Consider the following 22,463-nt stretch of genomic DNA (forward strand, 5'->3'; position numbering starts at 1 on the left):
GCACCGGCTGAAGCTGAGTCGGCAGAGAACAAGCCAACTGAGTAAGCAACCTGTGTTTGTTACCGGTTTTATAGCTGAATGAATCAGACCCGCCTGACTATTGCCAGGCGGGTTTTTTTGGGGACAAAACTAAAAAAACGATGGTACTGTTAAGTCAGTAATCCAATTGAGAGACAGAACAGGAAAGAACTGTATAAACGTATTCGATATGAATTCCACCTTGAACCGCCCGGTATCCATTTTCACGGAAGGAAGCCCCAACCCGAACTCGATGAAGTTCGTCGTCAATTTTGAATTAGTGCCCGCCGGATTGTCCTTCGATTATGCCACGCCGGGCGATGCCCTGCTCGATGGTAAAGCGTCGCCCCTCGTTGTGGCCTTGTTCGGGTTCGAGTTTGTGCAGCGAGTGTTCATCTCGGCCAATTTTGTCACGATCACCAAAGACGACGAGACCGACTGGGACGAGGTTCTGTTCGAGGTGAAATTGTTCCTGAAAGAATACTTCGGCGAACAGAAGCCGGTGTTTGCCCAGCGGACCATGGACGCCAACACGACGAAGGTGGATATGGATTCGGAAACGGTTCAGAAGATAAAGGCCGTGCTCGACCAATACATACGCCCGGCGGTTGAAACCGACGGCGGAGCCATCAGTTTCTACTCGTTCGATGAGCCAAGTGGCACTGTTAAAGTGCTGTTGCAAGGGTCATGCAGCGGCTGTCCGTCGTCGACATTAACGCTGAAGGCGGGTATCGAAAACTTATTAACCCGATTGGTTCCCGAAGTGAAATTGGTAGAGGCCGAAGGCGTGTAAATTGTCTGATTTACAGGTAGAAAGCGGTGAGTAATCGGACGGTATCGACAGATGGCCGACCGACTGCTCACCGCTTTTTGATGCGTACGTATTGTCTCCACTTAGTCAATAAATAGCTTTATTTTCCATCCGCCCCGCACAATTGGCGTTTACTTTGCAGGACAATCTACCATTCAACCTGCCATTTCATGAAATATTTACTGTTGCTTGGGGCGCTGTTGGGAACGACCGCAGCCAGTGTTTCCCAGAATATGCTGGGCATCTCAACGAGCCGCTACGGGGGCACCAACCGACTATACATCAATCCTGCCTTTGCGGCCGCTTCTCCCCAGGTTATCTACCTGAATGGCTTTGTGGGCAGCGCCCACCTCAACAACAACTTTCTGCGGTATCAGGCCCCGTTTTCGCTATTGCGGTTGCTGAGTGGTACGGTGCCTGATGCCTACCGGCGACCCGACGGCTCGGTTGCGTTTGAAGTTGACTACACCAAAGAACTGCTGGATGGTAAACCCAAAAGTGGTACGCTGTCGGGCGAAATACGCGGTCCGGCAATTCTGATGCGCACCGGCACCCGGAGTGCTATCGGGGTAACAACCCGGTTTCGGGCGGTTGGGCAAGTGACCGGAGCGTCGGAGGGCGTGTTGTCGTCGGTGCGGGCGGGGCTGGGCGAGGGCGTTTTACTGGGCATTCCCAGCACCAACAACCAGTTCAGCGCCAACACCAATACCTACGCCGAACTGGGACTGACCTATGCCGGAACGGTGTGGGAGGGCGAGGGGCGTAAACTGCTGATGGGGGCCACCGTCAAAGTGCTGCTGGGCTATAATGCGCAGCACCTCATTAACCGGGGGCTGGACTACCGCATCGTTGCCGACTCCACAAACCCCAACAGTGCCATTCTGGAAGTCACCCGCTTAGACGCTACCCTCGGTTACACTACGTTTCTGCAAAACCGAACGCTTGGTCTCCGAACGCTCGTTAGCCCCTCGTCGCCCGGCCGGGGTGTTGGGCTGGATCTTGGATTTACCTACATTAGTCAGTATGACCGCTACAGCCCGGCTCTGCAACTTGGCTTTGCCGTAACCGACATGGGCGGACTGACGTACCGGGGCGAGGAATACGGCTATTCGGACATTGGCGACAATCCTGTTCAGTTCACCAGCCGCGACTTCAACGATCTTGACGGCAGCGTTGGAATCGCCCGGCGTATTCAGCAAAAACTAACCACCGGCCGCAGTGCGGACCGAAGCAGTTTCCGCGCTGGTTTGCCCACCTCGCTTAACCTCACACTCGACTACCAACTGCCGCAGGGCTTCGGCCTGAACGTAACATATTTGCAGGACATCCGGTCGGCGCAAGCAACGGCCATTCACCAGCCGACGCTGCTGGCTCTGACGCCCCGGTACGAGACGCGCTGGCTAAGTATAGCCGTACCGCTGGCTTACCTGAATCGGGGATTGACGGCGGGCTTATCGGTGCGGGTTGGCCCCGCCTGGCTCGGCACCGACAACCTGCTGGGATTGGTTGGTAACAGCACCGTCGGCATCCGACCACGCGGCCTGGATGTGTACGGCGGAATCGCGTTCGGCATTGGCCGGGCACGCGCGGAGGAAGAGTAACAGACTTGTTTTTGGCAGAAATGCGTAAATTTGATCGAACCCCGCCCGTAACAGACTATTTCGTAAACCGGGGTTTGCCGGGTCTGCCATGACCGAACGAACGACCTTTTTCGATACACCTCTTAGTTACCTCAAAGGCTTAGGCCCGCAGCGGACCGAACTGCTCAACAAGGAGTTGAACCTGTTCACCTACGGCGACCTGATTCAATATTATCCCTTTCGCTACGACGACCGGACGCGCTACTACACCATCAGCGAACTGATGGATTCCATGCCGTCGGCGCAGGTGCGGGGGCGGCTCCGCGACTGGTATATAGAAGGTGAAGGTCCTAAAAAACGCCTGGTTGCCACGTTTACCGACGGCACCGGCTCCATGAGTTTAGTGTGGTTTCAGGGCGTTGCCTATATCGAAAAAAATCTCCGGCGCGAGGGTGAGTACATTGCCTATGGCAAGCCCCAGTCGTTCGGCGGGCAGTTCAGCATCGTTCATCCCGAACTGGAAAATACGGCTACGGCGTCGGAGAATGAGCCGGGTTTCTTGCCCGTTTATAACCTCACCGAAAAACTTCGTAAGCGTCACCTCGACAGCAAAATCCTTGGTAAAGCCATGCGGATACTGCTGGAACAGTCGTGGCCGCACATCCGCGAAACCCTACCCGACGCGCTCGTGCAGCAATACCGGCTCATTGGCAAGCGCGAAGCGATGTGGAACATTCACCTGCCCCAGAATCAGGGGTGGCTCAAGCAGGCGCAGCGACGGCTGAAGTTTGAAGAACTGTTCTATAACCAGCTTCGGCTGATCAAGAACAAACTCATTCAGAAGGAAGAATTTCCGGGACAGATTTTCCGGGATACCGCCTTGGTGAAGCACTTTTACAGCGACTGTCTGCCGTTTGAACTGACGGGCGCTCAGCAGAAAGTATTGAAGGAGGTTTACCAGGATTTTCTGTCGGGCAAGCAAATGAACCGCCTGTTGCAGGGCGACGTGGGCAGCGGTAAAACCATCGTGGCGTTCATTGCCTGCCTGATGGCCATTGGCAACGGCGCACAGGCCTGCCTGATGGCCCCCACTGAAATCTTAGCCGATCAGCACTACAACGGTCTGAAACCCTTTGCCGATGCACTTGGCCTGTCCATCGGTATCCTGACCGGCTCGACCCGCACCAAAGCCCGCCGGACGCTGCACGAAAGCCTGCAAACCGGCACGATGCACATCCTGATCGGTACGCACGCGTTGCTGGAGGACGTGGTGCAGTACAAAAACCTCGGCCTGTGCATCATCGACGAGCAGCACCGCTTCGGCGTGGCGCAACGGGCCAAACTCTGGCGCAAAAACGAGGTCGTACCCCCGCACATCCTGGTGATGACGGCTACGCCCATTCCCCGGACGCTGGCCATGACGCTTTACGGCAACCTCGACGTGTCGGTGATCGATGAACTGCCGAAGGGCCGCAAACCTATTAAAACCGTTCATAAATACGACAAGCACCGCTCCGAAGTGTTTGGCTTCATGCGCCAGCAGATCGAACTCGGTCGGCAGGTGTACGTCGTGTATCCGCTCATCGAAGAATCGGAGACGCTGGATTACAAAGACCTGATGGACGGCTTCGAGGGGATGCAGCGGGCTTTTCCGCGACCTAAATACGAGATCGGGATTCTGCACGGCAAGATGCTATCCTACGAAAAGGACGACGAGATGAAGCGGTTTCTCAAAAACGAAACGCAGATTCTGGTCGCTACGACCGTGATTGAGGTAGGCGTAAACGTGCCCAACGCCAGCGTGATGGTCATTGAGAGCGCCGAGCGGTTTGGCTTGGCGCAGTTGCATCAGTTGCGCGGGCGCGTGGGGCGGGGTGCCGACCAGTCGTACTGCGTGATGATGACGGGCTATAAACTCAGCACCGACACCCGCACCCGCTTAGACACGATGGTACGGACCAACAACGGCTTCGAGATTGCCGACGTGGACCTGCAACTGCGCGGCCCCGGCGATTTGACCGGGACCCAGCAGAGTGGTGTAATGGACCTGATGATTGCTGACTTAGCGAAAGACGGGGCTATTCTGGCAGCCGCCCGCGAGTCGGCACAAGCTATTTTGCTGGAAGACCCCGAACTGGTGCTGCCCCAGCACGCGCCCATCCGTAATCATGTCGATAGCCTCAAGCAAACCGACAACAACTGGGGACGCATAAGTTAAATCACTGGGAATATTTTCTGGAAACTGGCGCTTTGTCCGCCAGTTGAGGGTCGATGTCAGCTAATCGCTGGAATTTATACGCCAGTGCCGTTTAAAACAGTGGTGTGATATTGACTGCTTCAACCTTCCTGATCTCCGGCACCGCTTTCAAAATCGCTTCTTCAAGGCCGCCCTTAAACGTCATGGCCGACATGGGGCACGAGCCGCACGAACCCATCAACTCAAGCCGGACCGTTTTGTCATCCGTTACATCGAGTACGCGCACGTTGCCGCCATCGGCCGCTAAGTACGGTCTCATGCTGTCGAGTGCCCGCTCAATTTTTTCAATAAGCTGATCGTTGTGGACTGCCGTTTCCATTCAATTTTCTGATTTACGGTAAATTTACAGTATAACGCAGTTTTATGCAACTTCTACGCGCTTGGTCCGGTCGACGGTCGCGTTGCGAATCGCGATTTGCTGGGCGAGGGCTTCGGCCGTTGAATAAAAGGCTTCACTCGCCACGGGTTCCCCGATGCTGATGGCCGGTCGGCCTTCGTCACCCGCTTCGCGGATACTCTGCACGAGTGGTATCTGACCCAGCAGCGGCACGTCGAACTGGTCGGCCAACTGCCGTCCACCGCCCTTGCCAAAAATGTAGTACTTATGATTTGGCAACTCGGCGGGGGTGAAATACGACATATTTTCGATCACCCCCAGCACCGGCACGTTGATCTGCGGTTGCCGGAACATCGCCAGACCCTTCGTAGCATCGGCCAGTGCCACGCGTTGGGGCGTCGTCACGATGATAGCCCCCGTAACGGGTACGGTCTGCACCAAGGTTAGGTGAATGTCGCCCGTGCCCGGAGGCAGGTCGATGAGCAGGTAGTCCAGTTCACCCCAGTCGGCATCGGAAAAGAACTGCTGCAGGGCACGTCCGGCCATCGTGCCACGCCAGATGACCGCCTGCCCCGGCGCAACCAGAAAGCCCATTGAGAGGAGTTTGATGCCGAACTGCTGAATCGGCTCCATCCGGGTTTGCCCGTCGACTTGAAAAATGCGTGGCTGCATGTCCTCCGCCCCAAACATAGTTGGTATAGAAGGGCCGTAAATATCGGCGTCGATGATGCCCACCTTTGCGCCGGACTTATGCAGAGCAATGGCTAAGTTGGCCGTGACAGTCGATTTGCCAACTCCACCCTTGCCCGACGATACGGCAATGATGTTCTTCACCCCCGGTAGCGTTGGCGCGTTCATCCGGGTCGACGTCACGTCCGACGTCATATCGATGGTAATCGTAATGTCCGGGCCAATGTGCGCGTGAATAGCGTCTTCGCACCGCTTCCTGATCACTTCTTTGAGCGGGCAGGCGGGGGTGGTGAGCACAACCGTAAACCGGACGGATCCAATCCCCAGCACGATGTCTTTCACCATATTGAGCGAAACGAGGTCACGCTTCAAATCCGGCTCTTCAACGGTGCTCAGCGCCCGCAGGACAGTTTCTTTACTTAATCGGTAATCCGACATGGTTAATGAATAATGTGTAATAGGTAATGTATAATGAAAGAGCCATCCGGCCCTACTTACGGAGCATCATTCTCCACTATTCATTTTACATTATGCATTTTCTGTACATTCATTTAAACGACCCCGCACGTCGGCCAGTTCCGCCGATACGTCCGTATGCTTCGACAACATTTCTATTTGCGTCTGAAGCTTAGCCAGAAACTGTTGATGCGCGGGGCTGTTTTCGCCGTAGAGCGGGCGGTGGGCCAGCGATTTGCGCACCTGCGCCCATTGGGCAACAAAACCACGAAGGTCGCTATCAAATGCACTATCGGCAAACTTACCGAAAATATAGTCGTGAGCTTGGGCATTAGGATGTACTAAATCAGCTTCGTAGAACCGGTAATCGCGCAGGTCGTCGACCATCAACTCATAAGCCGGAAAGTACTGCACCCAATCGTTCCAGACGGCTAATTCGTGGGCCGCTACCCGCAGGGTTGATTTACTTACCTGATTGAGCGGAAGCGTGTCGCGGGTGTGCCGCACGGGGCTAACGGTCAGCAACAACGTCAACTTCGGATTAGCCTTGTGTACCGTCTTCATCAACCATTTCAGGTCATCGTGTAGGTACTCGTACTGATACAGGTATTTCTCGAACAACGTACCCGGCATTTTGTGGCAGTTAGCCACCACTTTGCCTGTTTCAATGTGTCGATACACGACGGCTGAGCCAAAGGTTAGCAGTAAAAAATCGGCTTTACGGATGGCATCGGCCGTTTGCGTTAGACGACGCGTGAGTTTTTCGCGCAGGTCGTCTTGCGTAGTGGCCCAAAGCGACGAGTGAAAATCGTAATGGAACCAGATGCCATCGCGCTCAACGTAGCGACTTTCGTCGGGAGCGGTTCCATTAAGCGCCGTCGTCAACAGCTTGGCAATGGAAACCGGGTTGAAAATGGTGCCGAACGGATTGTTCAGCACAGTCAGTTTATGATCGGCCAGCCGGTGCCCCATAACCTCGGCAAAGCACGACCCAATGGTCACAATCCGGCTATGGAGACCAATGCGATGGGGGAGTGGTTCGGGCGAAAATTCGGTGTGAAACTGCATACTTTATCAACAAAAAATCGGGCCGTTTAGGTCCGATTCGTAGATAATTTATAAGCAGGTAAGCTACTGGTAATGAGATGGTAAGCCACTCATAAAAAACGCCTGATGGCCGGTTGAAGGGCTATCAGGCGCGGGTCAGGTTTAGGAGTAGTCAGGGTTAAAACGATACTGTTTCGGGCGTGACGTAGCGCTTGAGATTGCTCATCGCTCCGAAGATCAGGTTATAGACAGACTGAATGTTGATTTGCATCAGCGTAGAAATTTCTTCATTGCTCATGTTTTGAAAATACCGCAGATGAACAGCTTCGCGCTGACGGCGGGGGAGTTTGTCGAGCGCCTGATGCAGGCAATCATTCATGAACGAATCTTCTTCGTGGGCTATGAGCCGGTTTTCGTGGGACGGATCGGCACCGGGCAGTGTATCGCCAATGCGCCGACCATTCAAGACCTCATCCTGACTAACAAACTTCTGCTCAGCGGTGAGGTGGCGAACAAGCTTGCGTTTGATGGAAGCCATCAGGTAAAACCGCACCGACGTAGTAGGGCCAATGGTGGTGCGGTGTTTCCAAAGTTCAACAAACAGGTCGTGAATGCAGTCTTTGATCAGCGCCCGGTCGGTAGCAAAGTGGGCGCAATAATGGTAGAGTGTTTGAACGTAATTTTGATACAAGCGGGCAAAAGCATTTTCATCGCCACTGCGAAACATATTCCAAAGCGTTTCGTCGTCGGGGCCGGTTTGCGTACGGGATCGAGCCATAAGCGAGAGAGGAGATGGTTGAGATGGGTTTTGAACTGTGTAAACATATTGATATTTAATTGAATTTAAAAAGGTAGACAAATAAAATTTTTTGTAGGACTATAACATGATACGCAATGGGGTAAAATCGAACACTTTTCCGTCAAATAAGCCCATATTACTGAGCTTAAGCGATGGAATGACCAGTAACGCCATAAAGGAGAGTGTCATAAACGGAGCCGACAAGGTGCTTCCCAACTCCTGTTTGGCAAACTGATCGAGCCGGGCGTACTGTGCTGCTACGTCATATCCATCGGCGTCGCTCATCAGTCCGGCAACGGGTAATGAAAGTAATTGCGTTTCGGGCGTAGTCGTGATGTGCAGAAACGCGCGTCGGCTCATCACCTCGCTGTCATGTTGGTGGGGAACCGTTCCTGCCACTGCTGATAGCCCGCCCCATGCTTCGATCACCAGGTTGACGGCCCGGCAGATACTTTCATCGTCGCAGCCAACGGCAGTGATGTTATGCGAGTCGTGCCCAACCGACGAGGCAATGGCCCCGTGTTTGAGTCCGAAATTTTTGATGAAGGCGACGGCCGGTGGCTCGTCGTGGTAACGATTAACAACCACTAATTTCAGAATGTCGCGTTCAGTATCGGCCACGATCTGACCGTTTTTGACCCGTGCTTCGAGGTGCAGTTCGTTGGTGATAAGCTGCCCGTCGAGCGCTTCGATGACGCGGATGGACCCCACCCCCGGTCCCTCCCCTTGAAAAAAGGGGAGGGGTGCGAACTCAGCATTCACCCCTCCCCTTTTTTCAAGGAGAGGGACCGGGGGTGGGGTTAATGTCACCGCAAACTCCTCGACCTCTTTCACCGAGCAGTTGAACTGGTTAACGTGTTCACTGCGTAAATCAGAAATAAGCGACGTACCGTCTTGGGCAACTGTCTGGCCGTCAATAATTGTTTGTTGCACCCGGAAGTTGGTCAGATTGTCGACTATGATATAATCGGCCGGGTCGCCTTCGCGCAGCAATCCCACCGGCATGGCATAGTGCATCACCGGGTTCAGACAGGCGGCCCGCAGCACGTTCCAGAGCGAATGCCCCGCTGTTAATGCCCGCACTACCAACTGGTTAATGTGACCTTCTACGAGCGTGTCGGGGTGTTTATCGTCGGAGCAGAACATGATTTGTTCTGGAAACTCGGCCAGCAGCGGAATCAGCGCGTCGAAGTTGCGGGCCGCACTACCCTCGCGAATCAGGATCTTGATGCCGCGCCGGGCTTTGTCCAGCCCTTCTTCATAGGTGAAACATTCGTGGTCGGTGCTGATGCCCGCGTCGAAGTAGCGCTGAGCATCAGAGCCGGTCAGGCCGGGTGCGTGCCCGTCGATGGGTTTGCCAGCCGCTTTTGCCAGGTCGATTTTTGCCAGCAGGTCCGGGTCGTGATTCAGCACGCCGGGAAAGTTCATCACTTCGGCGAGGTAACCCACATCGTCGCGGGCCAGCAGGTAGCGCACGTCAGCCGCGTCGATGGTGGCACCGGCCGTCTCAAAGGTAGTAGCGGGGACGCAGGAGGGCGCACCGAACATAAACTTAAACGACACTCTCGATCCCTCAAAAATCATCTGACTAACGCCCGTCACGCCCAGTACGTTTCCGATCTCGTGCGGGTCGGACACGGTGGCGACGGTGCCATGAACGACCGCCAGCCGCGCAAACTGCGGGGGCGTCAGCAGCGAACTCTCAATGTGAACATGAGCGTCCACAAAACCAGGCAGCATATACGGTTCACCAGGGCGCTCCGGGCCGAGGTACTCGATGCGGGCAATCCGTCCGTTTTCAATGGTAAGCGTACCGTACGAGATCGTCTGGTCGAAGAGATTGACAATATTGGCAGTTGGCATACAGAAGGAGTGTTGCCGGGCGAGGGCAATGATGGGTGAAGCTAATCGTTCAGGATAACCGATTAGATACGAATGAAGAGGTTCCGGCGGTACATCCACCAGAGTATAGCGTAGAAGACGGCCAGCGTAGCCATGCCGGTTAGCAGCGGTTCAAAGGCCGGGCCGAATAGGAGAAAAGGGCCGTGACCGAAATGGATGTAGAACGAATTGATAATGAATCGGTCGATGAGGTGCACTAAGCAATAGATCGCAATGGAGTTCATGCCGACGACGATCAGCGGGAATGCCCACCGTTTCCACTGCTCACGGCTGGCAACCTCAATCGCATAGTGAAAAAGCGTCAGCAGCCAGAAACACAGTCCCCCGCTGAACAGCACCCAGGCGGGCGTCCAGATGCGCTTGACGATTGGGCAGACGCCCGTTACATGTAGTAATACGCCGAGTGCAATACCGGCAATTCCAGCAATCAGAAATCGTTTTAGTATAGTGCGTACTGGGAGCGGTCCGGCCGGTCGGGCTGCCGCATCACCGCCGGTGCGGTCCCGGTCCATGCGTAGCCAGCGACCCGCTATCAGGCCCAGCAACATGGTGCTCAGGGTGGGAATAAAACTCAGCGTGGCGTAACCGCCCTCGTTAAACCGAAACAGCGTCTCGCGCGGAAATAAATTCAGAAACCATGTGTCGAACGCCCAGGCGAGGTTGCTGTTTTTGTTGAAATGCGCCATCAGCCCGGTGTAGTGTTCGGGCCAGTTACTTGGAACCGCAACCGCACCGTAGTCGAAGTTTGGATTGACCGGATACAGCACAAACGCCAGCCAGTAGCCAACCAGAATAATGCCCAGCGCAATCCAAACCGTTCGGGGATGTTGGCGACTACCGATTAGAAATAAGAACGGATAGCCCAGTCCGATTTGTGACAGTGTGTCTTCAAACGTGAAGTAAGTTTGATTCGAGTGAATGGACCGCAGAAAAATACCGAGCAAAATCAGGATCAATGATCGCCGGAGCGCACGGCCGAACTGCGTACCAAAGGACTGCGCCAGGGTCGCCCGGCTGGCCATGGAGTAGGGCAGGGCCACCCCAACCAGAAACGAAAACGACGGCTGAATCAAATCGTGCAACGAACAGCCCGCCCACTCAACGTGGCTTTGGTGATAGGCCAGGAATCGCCAGATCACACTGTTGGGAAAGGCCTCCGACAACCGGTGAAATTGCAGGATTTCGGCGGCCATCAGCACCATTACAAAACCCCGGTACGCATCCATCGACGCCAGACGACCCGGCCGGGTTAGGCCAGATGGCGGTTCGGATTGACCGTTCCGGTCACCGGGCATCACCAACGGTGCGGTCAGGCCGGGAGTCGGTGGGTTATGGGCAGCGTTGGATGGTGGCTGAGTCATGGCTGAGGGTGAAACTCCGGTTGCCAAAACTTGGCATTGCTGGTCAGATTTACAACAATGCCGATCAAAGTTTTTGGTGATGAGTGGTATATTTCGGATTAACCGGTCTCTTTACCCAAAAACGCTCTTTTTCGATGCTCGCCCGTGTACTGAAAGTTCACCCCACCGATAACGTGATTGTTGCCCTGCGTAATCTGTCGGCCGGGGAGCGAATTGATTTTGACAATACTATTTACGAATTGCCCTACGCCGTTGGGGCCAAGCATAAATTCGTGACCGAAGACCGCTTTCCCGGCGACCCAATCCACATGTATGGCGTGCTGGTGGGCAAGGCCACGCAACCCATTCGGCGGGGCGAACCCATCACGACCTTCAACCTCAAACACGACGCCGACCGCTACGGTCTCGATAAAAAACAGCCTTATGCTACCTGGCAACCCCCCAACGTCTCGCGCTGGCGGGGCCGCACGTTCATGGGCTACTACCGCGCCGATGGCAGCGTCGGTACACGCAACTACTGGGTGGTGGTGCCGCTGGTGTTCTGCGAAAACCGCAATGTGCTCATCCTGAAAGATGCGTTTGAGCGCGAACTCGGTTACGCCCAGCCCGAAACCTACCGTCAACAGGTGCATGAACTGCTCAGCCTGTACCGGGCGGGCCAAACGGACGTCATAAAAAAGATGCAGGCCTTCGTGGACCCGGAGCAGAATCAGACGCTTCCTCACCAGACTCTGGAAAAACCTTTCAAAAACATCGACGGCATCAAGTTCCTGACCCATGAGATGGGCTGTGGCGGCACCCGGCAGGACTCGGCTTACCTCGGTTCGCTGCTGGCCGGGTTTATCAACAACCCTAACGTCGCGGGCGCCACGGTACTTAGTCTGGGTTGCCAGCATTTACAGGTCGATACGATTGCTGCCGAAATTAAACGGCAGAATCCAAAGTTCGATAAGCCACTGCTGTTGTTTGAGCAGCAGGCCGGTACCGAATACGCGCTGATGTCGCAGGCGGTGACTCAAACGTTTTTGGGACTGGCGAAAGCCAACGAACTGGAACGGCAACCGGCCCCGCTGAGCGCCCTCACAGTTGGATTGAAATGCGGAGGCTCAGATGGGTTTTCGGGTATTTCGGCGAATCCGGTGCTTGGGCAGTTGTCAGACATGGTCGTGGCGCTGGGCGGCAAAACCGTGCTGGCCGAATTCCCCGAACTGAACGGCGTAGAGCAGGAACTCATCAACCGCACGGCTGACACGGCCAAAGCCCAGAAGTTCATCGACCTCATGGGGGGCTACTCGGCTTCGGCCGTAGCTGCCGGGTCGGGTTTCGACATGAATCCCTCGCCGGGCAACATCAAAGATGGCCTCATTACCGACGCCATCAAGTCGGCGGGGGCGGCCAAAAAAGGCGGTACGGCTCCCGTTGCCGACGTTCTGGACTACGCCGAACCCGCCATCACGCCCGGTTTAAACCTACTGTGCACACCCGGTAACGACGTGGAAGCCACCACGGGCATGGCGGGTTCGGGCACCAACGTGATTTTGTTCACAACGGGCCTTGGCACACCTACCGGTAACCCCGTTTGCCCGGTTGTGAAGGTGTCGACCAACACGATCCTCAAAAACCGAATGCCTGACGTAATCGACTTCGACAGTGGCCCCATCATCGACGGCGAACAAACCATTGACCAAAACGCCGACGCACTACTGGACTACGTCATTCGGCTGGCATCGGGGGAGGAGATCACCAAAGCCGAAGGACTGGGTCAGGACGATTTCATTCCCTGGAAACGGGGGGTTTCTTTGTAGTGCCGAATCTCCAGATTCGGCTGTGAGGGCAACGAATTTACGGCCGAATCTGGAGATTCGGCATTACAACAATGTTTTCACTCCTAAATAGAACCGCCCTCATCACCGGGGGAGCCAGTGGTATCGGGCTGGCCATTGCGCAGACGTTCGCAAGGGCGGGCGCTCACGTCCACATCCTCGACCTCAACGGGGGGCAGGCCGAACAGGTCGCCAGCGATATCCGCCGGGGTGGGGGCAATGCTACGGGCCACGCTGTGGACGTGTCGAATCAGCCCCAGACGGTAGAGGTGATTGGTCGAATTGCCGCCCAAGAGCCGATTCATATCCTGGTCAATAACGCGGGCGTGTCGCACATTGGCACGGTCGAAACGACGAGCGAAGCCGATTTCGACCGGATTTTTCGCATCAACGTCAAAGGCGTTTACAACTGCCTGTTCGCCACAATTCCGCACCTGAAGGCGGTCGGTGGGGGCGTTATCCTGAACATGGCGTCGGTGGCGGCCACGCTGGGCCTGGCCGACCGCTTTGCCTATTCGATGAGCAAAGGTGCCGTGCTGACCATGACGCTGTCGGTGGCGAAAGATTATTTGAACGACAAGATTCGCTGCAACTGCATCTCACCGGCGCGGGTGCATACGCCATTCGTCGACGGGTTCATTGCCAAAACTTACCCCGGTCAGGAAGCGGAAATGTTCGAGAAATTATCGAAAACGCAGCCCATTGGTCGCATGGCCGAGCCGTCCGAAGTAGGGGCGCTGGCCCTGTACCTGTGCTCCGACGAAGCGGGGTTCGTCACGGGCTGCGACTATCCGCTGGACGGGGGCTTCACACGGCTGAACACATAGCGCTATTTTTTTAAATCAGCTAACGAATCAATCAGGGCCGGGAAGAACGCTTCAAGCGTTGGGTACTTCGTTCGGTTTTGTTCGTAGTGGGCCAGTTGGTCTGCGAAGTGGGACAGATAGCGCCACTTTGAATTGCGTGCTTCAGTCGCTTTGTCAGCAGCCGGGTCATTCATCGCTAACCCAATCCTGACTTCGCCCGCCCGCACGACGTATTCGCAGAATTGAGTATGCCAATCTTGGTACTGACCTTCGCCCTCAATCGGTTCGTATAAGTTGTTGAACCGTTCGATCTGTGGTTTGTAGGTAGTTTGATTCGCTAATGGATTGACGAAAGAGTGGCCAAACTCATGCACCGACAGTCGGCGGATTTCCGTTGGGTTATTAAAGCCCGGCGAAATGACCCGCTGATCTTCACCGATGGTTGCCTTCGAGAGCGGAGCCGAAATGTTATAAATGTCCATGCCTTCGGGCGAAGTCGTTTCCCAGCCCATGCCCCAGTCCGTCTTGTAGAAAGGATTGATGACGATGTTGTAACTGTGTTTCCTAGCTCCGTAATACGTTTCTAAAACCGGAATAAATGACACGTCCGGGAGATTCCGGGCTACTTCGGCAGTTGCTGTTTGGTACATGTGCGCGTTATCGGCCAGAAACTTGTCAAAGTTTACGTCTTTGTAGAACTGGTTGAGCTGACCCATGAAGCGATCAACCACGTACTGCGCGGAATCTCGGTTCAGGTGCACTTCGCAGAGCAAGATGTCACTGACCGGGGCTTTGCGCCGGGCATTCGGAGCATCGGTATAATAAAAACTGAACAGATAAACACCCGTACCGATCTTGTTGACCAGGCGCTCGTATGTTTTGAAAAAAGGGTGTTGCTGAGCGTGCTGAAAATGCCGGTACGACCGACGCATCAGGACGCTGTTTTCCATAAACCAGGGGCTGGTCAGGGTATCCTTCAGCCAGTCTGCACTGGTCTGAACGGACAGCGCGTTCAGAATTTCGACGTTTCGATTATAGCTGACGTTGATTCTTTTTTGGGCAATAGAAGCGTTGAGCGTACTAAGAGAGATGAATAGAGCTACCAAACAGATAAGTCTCATAAAGCAACTAATTAAGTGAAGGTCATTCCGCAAACACTGATTTTACGCCGATCTTAAAACCCGGTACAGCTTCGGATTCCAACATGCCGTCTTTTAGTTTCTGCGCCAGAAAAAACGTATTACCGTTGTCGTCTGGCAGATATTGCTCGATGGTTTCCAGACTGGTGTCCACAATCCAGTATTCTTTCACACCGTGCAGGGCGTAGTCCGTCATTTTGATGCCATAGTCCCGGTGCTGGGTGCTGTCGGACAGAATTTCAATAATAAAGTCGGGAGGAGGGAAGGCCGATTGTTTCAGGCCGAAACCGGCGGCTGTTTCGGTGTTCCAAAAGCAGATATCCGGTTCGTAATCGTTACGCGTTAACCGAATCATTACCTTCTCGTAGCCGACCATCCCCAACTTATTGTCGTACACATAGGGTAGAAGGCGTCGCGAGATAGCAGTAGAAGCCATCCAGTGCCGACCGTAAATAGGTGAGTGATAAATAACTTCGCCCAGAACGAATTCGGCTTTTACGCCCTCGTCGGCGTCGGCCCAGAATTCGTGGCGACGTTTCTGCTCTTCGTTCCAGGCCCGTTCACCCTCGTCTAAGAGTTCGCGTAAATTGGGTGATTGCAGCAGTTCATCGAGTGCGTTCATTGGCCTGTCATTTATGGACAAATATAACAAACCCCAGCCAGTTTTGGGAGAACCAGCTGGGGTTTGAACACAAGGCAATCGACCGCTTATTTACCCGCTTTGAGCAACTTTACGACGCGCCGGTTATTGACTTCGTACTGAATGTGCAACAGGTACGTTCCGGCCGATAGCCGCTCGCCGAAGGTTACGGTCTGACCAGCCCGCGCCGTTCCGAGCCGCAGCCGTTCGCGACCCAGTTCATCCACCACGTTCATCGCTTGAATGTCTCGCTCCGCCACGAACGAGAAGCGGTCCGTTGTTGGGTTGGGGAACACGGGACCATCGGCCACATCCTTGGCACCCGTGCGGGCACCGGGTGCGCAGACTGTTACGTTTTTGCAGTATTGCGCGTACCACGGAGCAGCCGAGTAGTTGACGCCCACGCAGACGTTGCCACCCGTATAGTTCGCTCCGAAGTTGATGTTGACTTTGCCCGCCGATGTCGGTGTAATGCTCTGCGTTGAGCCGTTGACCCACCACGAGAAAGCCGTTGCGTTGGGCAGATTGCGGGCGTTCATTTCATAAACCTTCACGTCGTTGGGCCGCACGCAGTCGGGACCAACCAAATCAGCGCCCGTGTTCGGTGGGGTCGTTGTACCGTTGACCTGGATGGTCACCGTTGCCGAAGCGGTTGTGGCTCCCTGATTGTCAGTTGCCCTGGCCGTTAGCGCGTATGTACCCGCGCCAACGTTAGCCCATGTAAACGTGTAAGGTGAAGTTAGATCTTCCCCTAATTTAGTTGACCCGTTAAAGAACTCCACTTTGCTGACAGTGCCGTTAGCATCGGCGGCCGAAGTGGTGAGATTGATGCTGGCCGGAGCCGTAAATTGGGCGTTGTTAGCTGGACTGGTTAGCGAAACGGTTGGCGGCTGGTTGCTGGGAGGGGGCGTACCGCTGGTAACCTGGACGGTAACGGCCACCGATGTCGTAGCGGCTCCCTGATTGTCGGTGGCTTTGGCCGTCAGTGTGTACGTGCCTGCGCCGACGTTAGTCCAGTTAAACGTATAGGGTGCGGTCAGATCTTCCCCCAATTTCGTTGCGCCATTGAAGAATTCCACTTTGCTGGCCGTGCCGTTGGCGTCGGCGGCCGAAGCGGTCAGGTTGACGCTGGCTGGGGCCGTGAACTGTGCGTTATTGGCTGGGCTGGTTAATGAAACGGTTGGCGGCTGGTTCGTGGGCGGGGGCGTTGTTCCGGCCCAACTATCGGCCGGGTTTAGCATGTGATCCTTCACCCACGTTCCCGAATATGTGGTGTTGTTCCAGGCGCTGTTGCTACAGGCACCGGGGTTCAGAGCCGCTGATGATTCGGCCTTGTCGGCAAAACTCCAGTTGACCCAGCTTATTTTCTGGCCCGCCGGATTCTGCCCCGCCATCAGGTCGGCCCATGCCTGGGCGTTGTTGTAATCGCCCCCGCCGTCGCCGGTGTAGCTGCTGGTGCCCCACTCTGACGCGAACAAGGGCAGTTGTCCACTCACCGACCGAATGTCGTTTTGAAAATAGTGCGACCCGGCGTAGTAGTGGAACGTATACATCACGTTGTAAGCGTTCGCGCCGGTGAGCGGGTTGGCGAGCACATCCTGCGGTCGCTGGCACCACTGGGGCGTACCGACCAGAATAATGGCCTGCGGATCGTACTGCCGGATAACGGGGATCACCTGATCAGCGTAGGCTTTGATCGTGTTCCAGTCGACGCCGTTGGGTTCATTACAGATCTCGTAGATGACGTGCTTTTTACCGGCGTGGGTTTGCGCCATCGTCCGGAAGAAGTCGATGGCGTAGGACAGTCGGTCGTTGGGATTGCCGGGGTTGAGCACGTGCCAATCGATGATGCAGTAAATGCCCGCCTGCCCGGTCCAGTCGACAATCTGGTTGATTTTAGCCCGCAGCCCGCTCTGGTTGTTCAGGTAACCGCCCTCATCGACGTACATAGCGGCCCGGAATAGGTCGGCCCCCCACTGAGTGGCCAGCGCCTGCACGGAACCCTGCGTGTAGCACTGATCGAACCATTGCAAACCGTGCGAACTGATGCCCCGGAGTTGAATCGGGTTGCCTGCTTCGTTGCTGAGTTGCTTACCGACGAGTTTCAGCCGACCATTAGCGGTTACCGGTGTGGGCGACTGAGCCACCGCGCCAGCCATTGCGATAAGCAGAACACAGAAAGTACAGAACGTTCTGATTAGAAGGAATGTATACGTTTTCATTAAATAAAGCAATTTAGATGAGGAGTCACTAACTTGTTCAGTATAAAGGTATCTTACTGCTAATTGTTTTGCTGATACTGTACTATTATTTAACAAAAAAATGATAAACCGTTTTAAGCGGAAAAATAGGCATGGTTAAATAGAACCAGGCGTTTACTTTTGATGAAAACCTGATTCTCCTGCATGAAATTATTCCGCTTTGGCCCACTCAGTCACGAACATCCCGGCGTCGTCCTTTCCACCGGTCAGCAGATCGACGTCACCCACTTTGGCGAAGATTATGACGAATCTTTTTTTGCTACGAATGGCGTAGAACGACTCGCACACTGGCTGCAAAGTCACGCCCAACATTGCCCCGAAATAGCATCCGACGTCAGGTTCGGCCCCTGTGTCAAGCGTCCGTCTAAACTAATCTGCGTCGGGCTGAACTACGCCAAACACGCGGCCGAAACCGGAGCGCCCAGCCCCGCTGAGCCGATTCTATTTTTCAAAGCGACCACCGCCCTCTGTGGTCCTAATGACAACGTAGTAATTCCGAAACGATCTGAGAAAACGGACTGGGAGGTTGAACTGGCCATTGTCATCGGCAAACGGGCCAGCTACGTCGAATTAGACAATGCGATGGACTACGTGGCAGGCTACGCGTTGCACAACGACTACTCCGAGCGGGCGTGGCAACTGGAGCGGGGCGGGCAGTGGGTGAAGGGCAAGAGCGCAGATACGTTTGCACCGCTGGGGCCGTATCTCGTCACAAAGGACGAAGTGCCCAACCCGAACGCGCTGCACCTGTGGCTCAGCGTCAACGGCGAACGGTTGCAGGATTCCAACACCGACGACATGATTTTCGACGTGCCCACGCTCGTTAGTTACATCAGCCAGTTTATGACGCTGCTTCCCGGCGACGTTATCTCGACCGGCACCCCGGCAGGCGTTGGTCTGGGGCTGAAACCACCCCGCTATCTGAATCCCGGCGACGTGGTCGAGCTGGGCATTGAAGGATTGGGTGAGCAGAAACAGACGGCGGTTTCTTTTAATGGATAATGACAATCGACGCGCACCAGCATTTCTGGCATTTCGACGCCGACCGCGACACGTGGATTACGGACGAGATGGCCGCTCTCCGGCGCGACTTTCTGCCCGCTGATCTGGAGCCAGTGCTGGCGCAGAACGGTGTTGATGGGTGCGTGGCGGTGCAGGCTGCGCAGTCGGAAGCGGAGACGCTGTTTCTGGTCAGCATGGCCCAGACGTACGACATCGTGAAGGGCGTGGTTGGCTGGGTCGATTTACAGGCCGACACGCTGCCCGAGCGGTTGACAGCCTTGGCGGAGCATCCCGAAATAAAAGGCTACCGGCACGTAGCGCAGGGAGAACCCATCGATTTTCTGATTCGCCCGGCCGTTGTGCAGGGTATTCGTCGGCTGGCCGAATTTGGGTTGACCTACGATATTCTGATCTATCCGAATCAACTCAAAGCCGCCCTGCATTTAGTGCGGGCTGTGCCGGAGGTAAACTTCGTGGTCGATCACTTAGCCAAGCCGTACATCAAAAAACAGGACATCATCCGCTGGTCGAACTACATGGCCGAAGTGGCGAAATGCCCGAATGTCACCTGTAAGCTGTCGGGCTTAGTGACCGAAGCCGATTGGCAGAACTGGAGCAAAAAGGATTTCTTTCCCTATCTGGACGTGGTCTTCGATTACTTTGGCCCCGACCGGCTGCTGTTCGGCTCTGACTGGCCGGTGTGTCTGGTAGCGGCCAATTACACCCAGGTCAAAACGCTGATTGAGGAATATGTGCACCCCTGGGGCGACGAGGTGCGGGCGAAGGTGTTTGGTGGGAACGCGGTGAAATTTTACAAACTATGACGTATTGAGATCCGGTATGATGAATTAAATTACCTCTATTGATTCGATCAAATGCGTATCAACAGAAAACGATTTATTTTGCGCAGCAACTCACTTTCCTAAACCCAAACCAACGAATGGCGCTTCCAGCCCCAACCAACCCCGTTATTGTTAAGCCCGGTTCGGCCGGTAACTACGGCATTGCCTTTGCGCTCGTCACGAGTTTATTTTTCCTGTGGGGACTGGCCAACAGCCTCAACGGATCGCTCATCAAGCAGTTTCAAATTGCACTGGACCTTGACCGGTTTCAGGCCGGAATCGTGGATTTTGCGTTTTACCTCGGCTACTTTTTTATGGCTCTTCCAGCGGGCTACGTCATGCGGAAATTCGGCTATAAACGCGGTATTTTATTTGGGTTGCTCCTCTACGGGGGCGGGGCGTTTCTGTTTTACCCGGCCGCCGAAGCGCGGGTGTATAGCTTTTTCCTGTTCGCTCTGTTCACGATGGCCTGCGGCATTGCGTTTTTGGAAACGGCCGCTAACCTCTACGTAACGGTACTCGGCGATCCGGCAAAATCGGAGTGGCGGCTCAACTTTTCGCAGTCGTTCAACGGCATCAGCATCATTCTGGGGCCAATCATCGGTGCTTTGTTCATCTTCTCCAAAACCGAATACACGCCCGAAATGCTGACGGCCATGGCCCCCGCAGCCGCCGAAGCGATCCGGGTGCAGGAGGCTCTGTCGGTGCAGGGACCGTACGTAGTCATCGGCCTGATGGTTGCGTTTATGACGGTGCTGTTCGCTATCACGAAGATGCCCGAAGTGGGGGCGGAAGAAGAGCAGGCCGCTGGTAATATTCCCATCCTGAGCGTGTTGCGGCACCGGCACCTAACGCTGGGCGTTATTGCGCAGTTTTCCAATGTGGGGGCACAAGCTACGCTTTGGGGTTACTTTGTCGATCTTAAACTCGACTTCTCCCGCGATGGCCACTGGGCGCTGGCCGAGGGCTACATGAACGCCATCAACGCACTGACCGGATCGCCGTCGGACCTGTCGCCGACGCAGATCGCGGGCTTTCACGCATCGTTTGCGCTGGTTCTGTTCATGATCGGCCGCTTCATTGGAACTTCCATGATGACGCGGATGCGGCCGAATGTGGTGCTGGCGATTTTTTCGGCCGGATCGGTGGCGATGGTCATACTGGCTATGCTGACAGGGGGCGTTACGGCAGTCATCGCGCTTAGTTTCACGTATTTCTTCCAGTCGATTATGTTCCCAACCATCTTCGCGCTGGCCACAAAAAGTTTAGGAGTCGAGTCGAAAATAGCGTCATCGCTGGTCATTATGAGCATTGTAGGTGGAGCGCTGATGCCATTAGTGGCGGGGGCGCTGTTTGCTTACGGAGCCGTTTTTGCGCTGATTGTACCCCTCATTTGCTTTGGATTCATCGTGTACTACGCCATGAATGGCTACCGGGTGAGTGAAAGAGTGAAAGAGTGAATACCATCCAGCGCCAGCTATCCGCTCATTCACCCTTTCACTCATTCACTCTTTAGCCCATGCGCTACTGCCTTGCTCTTGATCTCAAAGACGACCCGGCTCTGATCGCCGAATACGAACGCTACCACGAGGCCGTTTGGCCAGAGGTGTTGCAAAGCCTGCATAACGCTGGTATCACCGATATGGAAATCTACCGTGTCGAGAACCGGTTGGTGCTGGTGATGGATACGGCGGATGATTTCAGCCTCGACCGCAAAGCTGAGATGGACGCTGCCAACCCGAAGGTGCGGGAGTGGGAAACGCTCATGTGGCGCTATCAGGAAGCCCTGCCCAGCGCCAAACCCGGTCAGAAATGGGTGGTGATGAAGAAGGTGTTTGAACTCTGAAGCATCTGAAACAGAGCATTGTTGAAATGAATCGGTTGGTCAGCATTCGAACGCTGACCAATTTTTTTATATAATATGTAAAATAAACTTGACATATTGATAAGTTAGCTTTACGTTTGTGTTGTCAAACAAACTTTACATTTCTATGAAAACGAAATGGCTTTTTCCGCATCGCTTCCGATTCATCGGTTGGCTCATTTTTGTTCCGTCGGCTGTTCTTGGGCTGGCTAACATGTATATTGATTTTAAGCTTGGCTGGCTTGTGGCCACTGTTTTGAACAGTTCAATAACAATTGACGTAGGCACATCGGTAGCAAACCTGGATGAGGTTCAAAACCTAACCGACGAATTTGCGGCCATTGGTGTCATCATTGGTTTGCTGCTGATTGCCTTCTCGCGTGAAAAAGTTGAAGATGAGATGATTGGCCAACTCCGGCTCGAAGCCCTGCAATGGAGCGTGTACGCCAATTACATTGTCCTGGCGATTGCTATTGTAGCCGTTTATGACACCGCTTTTTTTAGCATAATGATCTACAATATGTTCACCGTGCTGCTGGTGTTTATCCTGCGTTTCCGGTGGCTAATTCATCGCAACGGTAATCTGTTGCTGGTATGAAGAACCGGCTGAAAGTAGAGCGGGCTGAACACAATCTGTCGCAGGCTGATTTGGCGGATCGTATTGGCGTCAGCCGGCAAACGATCAACTCGATTGAAACGGGCCGTTACGTACCGTCGACTATGCTGGCCCTGAAACTGGCGCGAGTGTTTGGGCGGTCGGTGGAGCAGGTGTTTCAGTTGGAGGAAACTGATTAACTTGCCCCAAAATCAGTAACCGAATGGGTTTGC

20 protein-coding genes are annotated in these 22,463 nt (G+C 54.6%); 11 read left to right on the forward strand and 9 right to left on the reverse strand.

Annotation, left to right across the window (positions count from 1 at the left end; all coding sequences use genetic code 11):
- The first annotated feature begins 208 nt into the window (after positions 1–208).
- The 3 genes from ACYVHB_RS02115 to recG all read left to right on the forward strand — a co-directional run bounded on the left by ACYVHB_RS02115 (position 209) and on the right by recG (position 4,627).
- Positions 209–811 (forward strand): NifU family protein, encoded by a 603-nt coding sequence (locus tag ACYVHB_RS02115; RefSeq protein WP_461049165.1) that lies wholly within the window; start codon positions 209–211, stop codon positions 809–811.
- A gap of 188 nt (positions 812–999) precedes the next feature.
- Positions 1,000–2,430, forward strand: coding sequence for a DUF5723 family protein (locus tag ACYVHB_RS02120; RefSeq protein WP_461049167.1), 1,431 nt, complete (start codon positions 1,000–1,002; stop codon positions 2,428–2,430).
- An 88-nt stretch (positions 2,431–2,518) separates the two neighbouring features.
- Complete coding sequence (gene recG, locus ACYVHB_RS02125) at positions 2,519–4,627, forward strand: ATP-dependent DNA helicase RecG (protein ID WP_461049169.1); 2,109 nt, start codon at positions 2,519–2,521, stop codon at positions 4,625–4,627.
- A gap of 91 nt (positions 4,628–4,718) precedes the next feature.
- On the opposite strand, the gene ACYVHB_RS02130 is transcribed toward recG, so the two are convergent.
- The 6 genes from ACYVHB_RS02130 to ACYVHB_RS02155 all read right to left on the reverse strand — a co-directional run bounded on the left by ACYVHB_RS02130 (position 4,719) and on the right by ACYVHB_RS02155 (position 11,123).
- Complete coding sequence (locus tag ACYVHB_RS02130) at positions 4,719–4,985, reverse strand: NifU family protein (protein WP_461049170.1); 267 nt, start codon at positions 4,983–4,985, stop codon at positions 4,719–4,721.
- A gap of 42 nt (positions 4,986–5,027) precedes the next feature.
- A complete protein-coding gene (locus ACYVHB_RS02135) occupies positions 5,028–6,131 on the reverse strand; it encodes an Mrp/NBP35 family ATP-binding protein (RefSeq protein ID WP_461049172.1) in 1,104 nt (367 codons plus the stop codon).
- A gap of 90 nt (positions 6,132–6,221) precedes the next feature.
- Complete coding sequence (locus ACYVHB_RS02140) at positions 6,222–7,217, reverse strand: GSCFA domain-containing protein (protein WP_461049174.1); 996 nt, start codon at positions 7,215–7,217, stop codon at positions 6,222–6,224.
- 157 nt (positions 7,218–7,374) lie between these two features.
- A complete protein-coding gene (locus ACYVHB_RS02145; protein ID WP_461049176.1) occupies positions 7,375–7,974 on the reverse strand; it encodes an RNA polymerase sigma factor in 600 nt (199 codons plus the stop codon).
- A gap of 99 nt (positions 7,975–8,073) precedes the next feature.
- Positions 8,074–9,858, reverse strand: a complete 1,785-nt coding sequence (locus ACYVHB_RS02150) for an adenine deaminase (protein WP_461049177.1) — start codon at positions 9,856–9,858, stop codon at positions 8,074–8,076.
- A 62-nt stretch (positions 9,859–9,920) separates the two neighbouring features.
- Positions 9,921–11,123 (reverse strand): acyltransferase family protein, encoded by a 1,203-nt coding sequence (locus ACYVHB_RS02155; RefSeq protein WP_461050012.1) that lies wholly within the window; start codon positions 11,121–11,123, stop codon positions 9,921–9,923.
- 269 nt (positions 11,124–11,392) lie between these two features.
- On the opposite strand from ACYVHB_RS02155, the gene ACYVHB_RS02160 reads away from it, so the two are divergent.
- On the forward strand, positions 11,393–13,063 hold the full coding sequence (locus tag ACYVHB_RS02160) for a UxaA family hydrolase (protein ID WP_461049179.1): 1,671 nt from the start codon (positions 11,393–11,395) through the stop codon (positions 13,061–13,063).
- A gap of 71 nt (positions 13,064–13,134) precedes the next feature.
- A complete protein-coding gene (locus tag ACYVHB_RS02165) occupies positions 13,135–13,908 on the forward strand; it encodes an SDR family NAD(P)-dependent oxidoreductase (RefSeq protein ID WP_461049180.1) in 774 nt (257 codons plus the stop codon).
- A gap of 2 nt (positions 13,909–13,910) precedes the next feature.
- Here ACYVHB_RS02165 and ACYVHB_RS02170 read toward each other — a convergent pair whose 3' ends face one another.
- The 3 genes from ACYVHB_RS02170 to ACYVHB_RS02180 form a co-directional block, all read right to left on the reverse strand.
- Positions 13,911–15,008, reverse strand: a complete 1,098-nt coding sequence (locus ACYVHB_RS02170) for a DUF4932 domain-containing protein (RefSeq protein WP_461049181.1) — start codon at positions 15,006–15,008, stop codon at positions 13,911–13,913.
- A 22-nt stretch (positions 15,009–15,030) separates the two neighbouring features.
- Positions 15,031–15,648, reverse strand: coding sequence for a Uma2 family endonuclease (locus tag ACYVHB_RS02175; protein ID WP_461049183.1), 618 nt, complete (start codon positions 15,646–15,648; stop codon positions 15,031–15,033).
- An 86-nt stretch (positions 15,649–15,734) separates the two neighbouring features.
- Positions 15,735–17,888, reverse strand: a complete 2,154-nt coding sequence (locus ACYVHB_RS02180) for a cellulase family glycosylhydrolase (protein WP_461049185.1) — start codon at positions 17,886–17,888, stop codon at positions 15,735–15,737.
- 183 nt (positions 17,889–18,071) lie between these two features.
- Here ACYVHB_RS02180 and ACYVHB_RS02185 point away from each other — a divergent pair, with 183 nt between their 5' ends.
- The 6 genes from ACYVHB_RS02185 to ACYVHB_RS02210 all read left to right on the forward strand — a co-directional run bounded on the left by ACYVHB_RS02185 (position 18,072) and on the right by ACYVHB_RS02210 (position 22,430).
- Complete coding sequence (locus ACYVHB_RS02185; RefSeq protein ID WP_461049187.1) at positions 18,072–18,929, forward strand: fumarylacetoacetate hydrolase family protein; 858 nt, start codon at positions 18,072–18,074, stop codon at positions 18,927–18,929.
- A complete protein-coding gene (locus tag ACYVHB_RS02190) occupies positions 18,929–19,753 on the forward strand; it encodes an amidohydrolase family protein (RefSeq protein WP_461049189.1) in 825 nt (274 codons plus the stop codon). The genes ACYVHB_RS02185 and ACYVHB_RS02190 overlap by 1 nt, the downstream gene beginning before the upstream one ends.
- Before the next feature lie 116 nt (positions 19,754–19,869).
- Positions 19,870–21,231 carry an L-fucose:H+ symporter permease gene (gene fucP, locus ACYVHB_RS02195; protein ID WP_461049190.1) on the forward strand — a complete coding sequence of 454 codons (1,362 nt, stop codon included), beginning with the start codon at positions 19,870–19,872 and terminating at the stop codon, positions 21,229–21,231.
- A 59-nt stretch (positions 21,232–21,290) separates the two neighbouring features.
- On the forward strand, positions 21,291–21,617 hold the full coding sequence (locus ACYVHB_RS02200; RefSeq protein WP_461049191.1) for an L-rhamnose mutarotase: 327 nt from the start codon (positions 21,291–21,293) through the stop codon (positions 21,615–21,617).
- A gap of 145 nt (positions 21,618–21,762) precedes the next feature.
- Positions 21,763–22,233 carry a hypothetical protein gene (locus ACYVHB_RS02205; RefSeq protein ID WP_461049193.1) on the forward strand — a complete coding sequence of 157 codons (471 nt, stop codon included), beginning with the start codon at positions 21,763–21,765 and terminating at the stop codon, positions 22,231–22,233.
- Positions 22,230–22,430, forward strand: coding sequence for a helix-turn-helix transcriptional regulator (locus tag ACYVHB_RS02210; protein WP_461049195.1), 201 nt, complete (start codon positions 22,230–22,232; stop codon positions 22,428–22,430). The genes ACYVHB_RS02205 and ACYVHB_RS02210 overlap by 4 nt, the downstream gene beginning before the upstream one ends.
- The last annotated feature ends 33 nt before the right edge of the window (positions 22,431–22,463 follow it).

Source organism: Spirosoma arcticum, assembly GCF_054779955.1.